8 protein-coding genes are annotated in these 9,064 nt (G+C 32.6%); 4 read left to right on the plus strand and 4 right to left on the minus strand.

The window, feature by feature from the left end; genetic code table 11:
- Positions 1 to 221: 221 nt before the first annotated feature.
- A complete protein-coding gene (locus EV145_RS19020; protein ID WP_035651753.1) occupies positions 222 to 986 on the plus strand; it encodes an alpha/beta fold hydrolase in 765 nt (254 codons plus the stop codon).
- A gap of 43 nt (positions 987 to 1,029) precedes the next feature.
- On the plus strand, positions 1,030 to 1,650 hold the full coding sequence (gene yihA / locus EV145_RS19025; RefSeq protein ID WP_133526778.1) for a ribosome biogenesis GTP-binding protein YihA/YsxC: 621 nt from the start codon (positions 1,030 to 1,032) through the stop codon (positions 1,648 to 1,650).
- 870 nt (positions 1,651 to 2,520) lie between these two features.
- On the opposite strand, the gene gldC is transcribed toward yihA, so the two are convergent.
- Positions 2,521 to 2,856: a gliding motility protein GldC gene (gene gldC, locus EV145_RS19030; RefSeq protein WP_166638486.1), complete on the minus strand. Its 336-nt coding sequence runs from the start codon at positions 2,854 to 2,856 to the stop codon at positions 2,521 to 2,523.
- Positions 2,856 to 3,812 carry a gliding motility lipoprotein GldB gene (gene gldB / locus EV145_RS19035; protein WP_133526779.1) on the minus strand — a complete coding sequence of 319 codons (957 nt, stop codon included), beginning with the start codon at positions 3,810 to 3,812 and terminating at the stop codon, positions 2,856 to 2,858. Before gldB ends, gldC begins: the two co-directional genes overlap by 1 nt.
- 99 nt (positions 3,813 to 3,911) lie before the next feature.
- Here gldB and nadE point away from each other — a divergent pair, with 99 nt between their 5' ends.
- Both nadE and EV145_RS19045 read left to right on the plus strand, forming a co-directional pair.
- Positions 3,912 to 4,718, plus strand: coding sequence for an NAD(+) synthase (gene nadE / locus EV145_RS19040; RefSeq protein WP_133526780.1), 807 nt, complete (start codon positions 3,912 to 3,914; stop codon positions 4,716 to 4,718).
- A 94-nt stretch (positions 4,719 to 4,812) separates the two neighbouring features.
- Positions 4,813 to 5,442 carry a response regulator transcription factor gene (locus tag EV145_RS19045; RefSeq protein WP_026730588.1) on the plus strand — a complete coding sequence of 210 codons (630 nt, stop codon included), beginning with the start codon at positions 4,813 to 4,815 and terminating at the stop codon, positions 5,440 to 5,442.
- Positions 5,443 to 5,524: 82 nt separating this feature from the next.
- Here the strand turns inward: EV145_RS19045 and dnaG are convergent, their stop codons facing one another.
- Positions 5,525 to 7,594 carry a DNA primase gene (gene dnaG, locus EV145_RS19050; RefSeq protein ID WP_133526781.1) on the minus strand — a complete coding sequence of 690 codons (2,070 nt, stop codon included), beginning with the start codon at positions 7,592 to 7,594 and terminating at the stop codon, positions 5,525 to 5,527.
- A gap of 129 nt (positions 7,595 to 7,723) precedes the next feature.
- On the minus strand, positions 7,724 to 8,755 hold the full coding sequence (locus tag EV145_RS19055; RefSeq protein WP_133526782.1) for a hypothetical protein: 1,032 nt from the start codon (positions 8,753 to 8,755) through the stop codon (positions 7,724 to 7,726).
- Between the last annotated feature and the right edge of the window lie 309 nt (positions 8,756 to 9,064).

Below are 9,064 nucleotides of genomic sequence, written 5' to 3' on the forward strand. Positions count from 1 at the left end.
AACACTAATCATTCAAAAATAATACGCACTTATTTTCTTAAAAAAATGCGTATTATACCAATTTCTTAACATTTGCTATTTTCTTCAAAAAGCACACTAAAAGCTGATTATTAACTACTTAGATGTTCTACAAAAATTATCTAGTTAAAAAACGGCAGCAAAAATTCATTTTTATTTATTAAACCCTATATTTGTCCAAATTGAAATTGGCATTAGATTAAATGGATAAACACTACAAAAAAGAAGGCAAATACAGCTATTTTGAAGCTGGAGAAGGAACTCCTATCGTAATTTTACACGGGTTAATGGGAGGCCTTAGTAATTTTGATGGTGTAGCGCAATATTTCCCATCGAAAGGATACAAAGTTGTTATCCCGGATTTGCCAATCTACACACAAAGCATTTTAAAAACTAATGTAAAAAGCTTTGCGAAATACGTAAAAGACTTCATTACTTTTAAAGGTTTTGATAAAGTTATTTTATTAGGAAATTCATTGGGAGGACATATCGCATTGTACCACACAAAGTTATATCCTGAAAAAGTTGCTGGACTTGTAATAACTGGAAGTTCTGGACTTTATGAAAGTGCAATGGGCGACAGTTACCCAAGAAGAGGCGATTATGAATACATCAAAAAGAAAGCTGAAGATGTGTTTTATGACCCAAAAATTGCAACTCCTGAACTTATTGATGAAGTTTACGCAACTGCTAATGACCGTATTAAGCTGATTAAAACTTTAACGATTGCCAAAAGTGCAATTCGTCATAATATGGCTAAAGATTTACCAAAAATGACAGTAGAAACCTGTATTATTTGGGGTAAAAATGATTCTGTAACACCTCCAAATGTTGCTGAAGAATTTGATAAATTATTGCCTAATTCAACTTTGTATTGGATTGACAAATGTGGACACGCCGCTATGATGGAACATCCTGATGAATTCAACGAGATTCTTGAAAAATGGCTTACTGAGCAGAAATTTTAGCATACGACTTTCAACTTTTAAGAAAGTTTAAAAACAAAAAAACATGAAAATTACTTCTGCCGAATTTATTATCAGTAATTCTGATGCTTCAAAATGCCCGGCTGAATTTTTACCGGAATACGCATTTATTGGCCGATCAAATGTTGGTAAATCTTCGTTGATCAATATGATTACTAATCATAAAAATTTAGCAAAAACATCAGGAAGACCTGGAAAAACGCAGTTAATAAATCACTTTAAAATCAACAATAATTGGTTTTTAGTCGATTTGCCAGGCTATGGATATGCTAAAGTTTCTAAAAAAACGAAATCTGTTTTTCAGCAGTTTATTACTGATTATTTTGAAAACAGAGAACAGCTTGTATGCGCTTTTGTCCTAATTGACATTCGCCACGAAGCTCAAAAAATTGATATTGAATTTATGTCTTATATGGGAGAAAGCGAAATTCCGTTTTGCATTATTTTCACCAAAGCCGACAAAATCAGCAAAGTAAAAATTGATTCACATATTGCTGCATACAAAAAACAAATGTATGCCAACAACTGGGCCGAAATGCCTCAGTATTTTGTTACCTCATCTACGGAATCAATTGGAAAAGAAGAACTTTTAACTTACATAGACGAAGTAAACCAGGAGGTTTTTAAAAACAACTCGGGGTTTTAAATTTATAAATTCCAAATAAAAAAATCCAAATACCAATCTTAATGCTTGGTATTTGGATTTTTTTATTTGGAAATCTTTATCGATCTAAACTTTTCGGAGTATTTAAAAGCATTCTCCAAGTGGAATTCTTTAATCGCTCTTTTATGGCTAAAGCTTTCCATTCTTTAAATATTAAAAACTGATACAAAATATAAAACAAGGAATTAAAAAACCAAAAATCAAGTAAAAATGGTTCAGTGAAAATTACTGAATCAGTATTACCAGTCAAAAAAATACTCAAACTACTGATTAGATAAATTACCAATCCATTAACAAAATACAAATAATTGGATTTAACTTTTTTGAGATTTTGTATTAAAAAAATTAAGGCGTACAAAATTAACAAAACTGAAGTAACGATAATTTCAAACAAATTAAATCTCCAGTAAAGACTAGGTTCTCTGTAATACTGTATGGTTAACAAAATTAAAACTACTGCCAGAAAAAAAAGTATCATCTTCTTTAAAACAATATTTGAGAATAAATTTCGGAAAAATATACTTAACGCAATAAATTGAAAAATAAAATAGTAATGTGAAAGGAAAAAATTAGATCCCGGGTGAAAAAAGCCAATAATATTGCAAAACAATTCTTCTACAAATAAACAGATCAAGTAAGTCATAATTATAAAATACTGAACGTTTTTGTTTTTTCGGGTCTTATAAAAAAGAACACTGTTGATCAGTAAAAAAAACAACCCTACAAGGCTTACAATAAAAGGAAATAGCATACTCTTTGATTTACGACAATTTACAAAAAAAATAAAAAACCCCAAACCCAATCTTTTAAAGCTGGAATTTGGGATTTTTTTATTTGCCTTTTAAAGCAGTTCTACTTTGTCAGTTCCAGTTTTTCTGCAAAATAATCACAGAAATCCTTCATTGTATCTGACATTTTTTCATCGTCTGTTGCACGCTGAAAAGTATCTGACATTGCAACTAAAGTTTGATGAAAAAAGATTTTCATTTCATCAACCGGCATATCTTTTGTCCATAAATCGATACGCATGGTTTCTTTTGCTTTGCTGTCCCAGATAGAAAGCATAATTGCTTTTGCTTCTTCTGCCTGAACGCCACCGTCCTGCGCACTCCATGTTAATTTTTCCGGAACGCGGTTTTCATCTAATTCTATATTGAATTTAATTTCTGAGTTTATTGTATTTGACATTATTTCTTAGGTTTATATTTTGACTTTTCGAAAATTTCTTTCGCATTAACTTTTAATAATTCCGGCAAAGTTACGTTGTTATTTTTCATGTACGAACGTACAATCTGCCATCCAATCCAGGCACCTACTCTTCCTGGCGAATCGTTGTCGATTTCTAAATAAAATTTTGAGAACGGAGCTGGAGCAATAAATCTAGTTGTTAGTTTTGGATCGTCGCTGTACAACATTTCTTTTTCCATAAAATAACGCCACATATAAGCTTCATTTTCTTCGCACCATTTTATTTGTTCTGGCGTATATCCCATTTTATCTGCATCTGAATATTCAGGTAACAGCAAATCTTTAGCATATAATTGCTTTCCTTCAAAAATCATTTGAGAAACTAGATTTCTTTCGCCGTAAACAGGAATGTTTCTGTACGCAAAACTAGAAACCACATCTGGCATGATTTGCTTCTCTTCAAAATTTTGTTTCACATAATTAGGGAACTCATAAAATTTATGCTCTTTTCCTAAATACAATTCAAGCGCTACAATTACCAGACTATCAGCATAAATCGCTTTGGCATTATAATCCATTTCTCCAATAACAGTAATTACTTTTGGCGTTTTGGTTTTTGGAAAATAATATTTTACATGCTGAAAAAGCGAATTGAATTCCTGACGTACTGGTTCAAAATTGCTGTATTTTTTTTGCACTTCGCTGTACACTTCGCGCCAAATTGGTTCCTGCATTTTTTGAAGCCAAACTGAATCATCATTTCCTGCCGGAAAAAAATATGGATATTGCTTTTTTATTTTCCCGAGATCTTCTGGTTTTGCCTCAAAAAACGCCTTATCAAAACGTTCTACTTTAATGTCAACCGGGATTTCTTCCACTTCTTTTTCGACTTTGCTTTTTTGTTCACAGGACAAAAAAAACACGCACAGAAGCAATGTAAAGCGATATAATTTCATTTTATTTTAATTAGATTTGTGTTGCATAAATTTAAATAAATACATACTTAAAAATATTTGTGCAAATATACATCCCTGTATCTTAAAACTTGAACTATTATGGCTAAAAAAAGTACTATTCAAACAGAAAAAGTAAATATCCACATTGTAGAGTGGCTAAAAAATTATGCTGAACGCGCAAAAGTAAACGGTTTTGTAATTGGAATATCTGGCGGAGTTGACTCTGCTGTTACCTCAACTTTATGTGCTCAGACCGGTTTACAAGTCTTATGTGTTGAAATGCCAATTCATCAAGCCGAAAGTCAAGTTTCAAGAGGAAGAGAACATATTGACCAATTAAAAAAACGTTTCCCGAATGTTTCAAGCACAGAAACCGATTTAACCGCCACTTTTGAAGCTTTTAAGGCTTCTGTTCCAAAAACTGATGACGAAGCAAAGGTAAATCTTTCTTTAGCCAATACACGTGCCCGTATACGAATGACCTCTCTATATTATTTAGCAGGAATTCATGGTCTCTTAGTTGCAGGAACTGGAAATAAAGTAGAAGATTTTGGTGTAGGATTTTATACAAAATATGGCGACGGTGGTGTCGACTTAAGTCCGATTGCTGATTTAATGAAATCTGATGTTTATGCTTTGGGAGAATATTTAGCAATTCCGCAATCAATTTTAACTGCCGCTCCAACAGACGGCTTATTTGGCGATAATCGTACTGATGAAGACCAACTAGGCGCAAGTTACGATGAACTTGAATGGGCAATGTTAGCCGCGGAGTCAGGAAAAACGGCAGATGACTTTGAGGGGAGAGAAAAATCTGTCTTCGAAATTTATAAACGATTAAACACCAGCAACAAGCACAAAATGGATGCAATTCCGGTATGTTTAATACCAAAAACGTTAAAATAAAACTTTTTAACATTTGTCAGCTATAAACTACAGAATTTATTTATTAATTTTACCGTTCCAAAAACATGATAACAATTCTAAAAAGGTAAAAATTATGATTAAAGTATGTCTAGCAGACAATCATCCTGTGACGCACTTTGGCGTTAAGTCTTATTTCAAAGACCACGATCAAATTTCAATTGTTGCCAACGTAGGCAATTTTTCAATGGTTAGAGACATTCTTCAAACGAAGGAGATCGACATCCTAATTCTAGATTTAGAGTTAGAAGGTCTTTCGAGCATCTTTGAAGTTAAATCGATCCTGAAAAACTTCCCAAAAACAAAAATTGTAATTTTTAGTGACCTCGCTGAACAAATGTATGCTCCAAATGCAATTAAAGCAGGAGTTTCAGGGTATGTACACAAAACAGAAAAACTTGAAACATTAGGTCTTTCTATTATTAAAGTACATGAAGGAAAAATTATTATCAATGAAACGGTTCGCAAAAACATGGCCCTTATTGCTAAACAAAGCAAAAGCGAACGTTTGTACAGAAAACTTTCTAATCGCGAGATTGAAGTTTTGCGTTACTTAAGTGACGGAAAGAAAAATAATGAAATTTCTAAAATCTTAAATCTGAACGAAAAAACGATCAGTACTTACAAATTAAGATTATTGACTAAATTAAACGTTACTAATTTAGTTGACTTAGTAAACAAAGCTAAGACTTTAGAAATTATTTAATTTAATGGTTGATTTGCTTCGGCAAAATCATCAGTCATAAAAAAAAGCTCTATATTTTATCGATATAGAGCTTTTTGAATTTTTAGTGATAAGGAACTACTACCCGACCAAGTTTCTTCGAAAAATTATTGAGCAATTTAGAATAATCTACAACCATTGACAATACTTCCGAATTGTCTTCCTGCGGATCTGTCATCAGCGAATTCTTCAAATCATGAATAATTTTTGAAACCAAATACCAGCGCAATGAAAATATCGTATCTGAAACATTTTGTTCAATTGTTACGTTTTTATGTTTCGGAAAAATATTTTGTCCTTCCCAGTCATGAATAACAACTTTTTCATCTTCCATTAAAATATTTGTCACTTCCTGCGCAAATTCTGGAGGCAAATGCATTAAATATTTATCTAAACTGAATGTTTCGTTTTGGTTGTAAAAATCGATTAACCCGTTAAATATATTCTGAAATAAAGTATTCGATAACTCAATCTCATCTTCCTGAAGGCTTAAATATATTTTTTGAAATACCTTATATTCTCTTTTTTCAGAAACTTCTTTTATATTTCCTTCTTCATCTGCTTTTAAGAAAACATCTTCGAAATTTTCAACAACACTTCCATACAAAAGAAGAATCTCAATGACTTTTCGTTCAAATTCATATAAAATATCTACTTTTTGTTCCTGAACTGCTGCATAACCCTGATCTCCTGGATAATCATAACCCTCCGGCGGTCCTGTTCTTGGGTCTTCTGGATCCCCTCCTGAAAATCCAGCATTTTGTGGAGGCTGGTTTCTATGAACTTCAAAAGGCTTCTGTTCTTGTTTTTGTTTTTTATTCGCTTCTGCAATATCTTTTTGAATAAGCTGTGCCAAAGTACTTACCAAAACCTGCTCCGAAATATCCATAATTCGAGCACATTCCTGAACATATACTTCACGCTGAATTCGATCTGGAATTTTTGAAATACTGACAACCATATCCCGAATCAAATCGGCTTTTTTTATCGGATCGTTTTTAGCTTCATTCATTAAAATCGAAGCCTTAAACTGTATAAAATCTTTACTGTTGTTTTCTAAATAAGCAACTAATTCATCATGAGAATTTTTTCGTGCAAAACTGTCCGGATCTTCTCCGTCAGGAAAAGAACAAACTCTTACGTTCATACCTTCTTCCAGAATCAAATCGATTCCGCGGATAGACGCTCGCAAACCGGCAGCATCACCGTCAAAAAGCACTGTGATATTTCTGGTCAAACGATTAATCAAACGAATTTGGTCTGGCGTTAAAGCTGTTCCAGATGAAGCCACAACATTTTCAATTCCGGCTTGACTAAACTGAATTACATCAGTATAACCTTCAACCAAATAACAATTGTTTTGTTTGGCGATCGATTGTTTAGCATGATAAATTCCGTAAAGCACTTTACTTTTATGGTAAATATCACTTTCTGGTGAATTCAGATATTTTGCCGCTTTTTTGTCATTGGTCAAAATACGTCCGCCAAAACCTAAAACACGGCCCGACATACTTTGAATAGGAAACATCACACGACCTTTAAATCGGTCAAACGGACGATCCTCTCTGGCAATTGTTAAACCTGTACTTTCTAGAAATTCTAATTTATATCCCTTTCCTAATGCTTCTTTGGTCAAAGCATCCCAAGTTTCAGGAGAATATCCTAAATTGAATTTTTTAATGGTTTCATTCGTAAATCCTCTTTCTTTAAAATAAGACAAACCAATTGCTTTTCCTTCTTCAGAATTTAATAGAATGTCCTGAAAATATTTGGCTGCAAATTCAGAAACCAAATACATACTTTCACGAATATCTGTATTTGCTTTTTCTGCTTCAGACTGTTCGGTTTCTTCAATTTCGATATTGTATTTTTTTGCTAAATACCGAATAGCTTCAGGATAGGTAAATTGTGAATGTTCCATTAAGAATTTAACCGAATTCCCGCCTTTGCCTGTACTAAAATCTTTCCAGATTCCTTTTGCAGGCGAAACCATGAACGAAGGAGAACGCTCGTCAGAGAACGGACTTAATCCTTTAAAATTACTTCCTGCACGCTTCAAATTCACGAAATCGCCAATAACCTCCTCTACTCGAGCAGTTTCAAAAACAGTATCAATTGTATTTTGTGAAATCAAAACGTAAATTTATTTTTAAAGTTGAAAGCCTGTAAAAGTACATAAATCCATCCTGAAATTTATTTTTTAAACTAAAAAAAGTGCCTCTTTCGAAGCACTTTTTCTACTAACTAAACTTAAACTTAAAACTCAATTAAAATCAAATCGAAGTCCCATTGAAATATTGTTTTCCTTAACTAAATTGTCCTGAAACAACGGATTCAAATCGTATTTTACATACAAGCTCAATTCTCTGTAACCAATGTAAGAGCTTAATCCGTAAATGAAATTATTTACATTGTATTCGCCTTTTATGGTACTTTTATATTTTAAATCTTCTTCTTCGAATTTTAAAATCTGTTTTGATTTTACATTAATTCCGGCATAACCCCCAACTCCAAAACGGAAGCTTTTATGCGTCTTGAAATAGGTTTTTCCATCTTTTACTGTTGGTCTTGTAAAATCGAATTCCAAATGGGCAGGAAGAACTAAATATACATTTCTAAAACGTGATTCAGTTAAATTTACCGCATTGGTTTGCAGATTGGTTTGATCACCGTTTACCACAAAATAACGGTTATCTGTTGGGCGAATATTATTATACATCAACGAAAGTCCGTATTTAGCATGCAGCAAATTATCGTTTTTCATTAATCTCGAATTATAAGTAAAACCCCATTCGTAAAAATGCGAACCTATAAAACTGTAATTAGAATCTTGGTATTTACCATCGGCCATCATATTGTTTAAACCAAGTGCAAATACAAATTGCGAGGTTGTTCTTCTTTCACTTCGAAGCGAATCTTTACCGCAATGATTTCTAGACCATCGAATAGTATATGACGGCGGAATATCTTTTTCTTTTAATTTGCCGTCTACTTTTTCCTGTACCAGCTCGTTTAATTCATTTTGTGCCAAAGTCACTTTCTCCTCAATAATAACTGCTCTTGCTTCTGCCAATTCTTTTTTGCGTTTATCTGCTTGTTCCTGCGTAATTTTTCCTTCAGACAATTGCTCATTTACAGCTTCAATTTCCAATTTGAGCGTTTCTTTTTCTTCTTTAGTGATCTTCTCAATTTTAATCGCAATATGTTTTGCTCTTGATTCAAAAGTTTCTTGTCCCAAAACCTTGCTGACAAATAAGAAAATTAAAACTACGAGATAAATGGTAAAATTTTTCATGATTGATTTTTTTAGATTGATTTTGATTGATGATGATTTATTTAATTGTGAATTATTAATTTTTAATGGTAGATGATTATTTATTCCATCTCCATCGGGTTAAAACCCGACGCTACAATATGGATCGTTCCTCCGGAATTAAAAATCTATATTCTATCTTCTTTATTCTTAACTCTCGCCCCTTTCTTCTTTCTTCTTGCTTCTTGCTTCTATCCTCTTTACTCTTTACTCTTTACTCTTTACTCTTTACTCTTTACTCTTTACTCTTTACTCTTTACTCTTTACTCTTTACTCTTTACTCTTTACTCT

Origin of the sequence: Flavobacterium sp. 245 (assembly GCF_004362055.1) — a bacterium.
Classification (GTDB): Bacteria; Bacteroidota; Bacteroidia; order Flavobacteriales; family Flavobacteriaceae; genus Flavobacterium.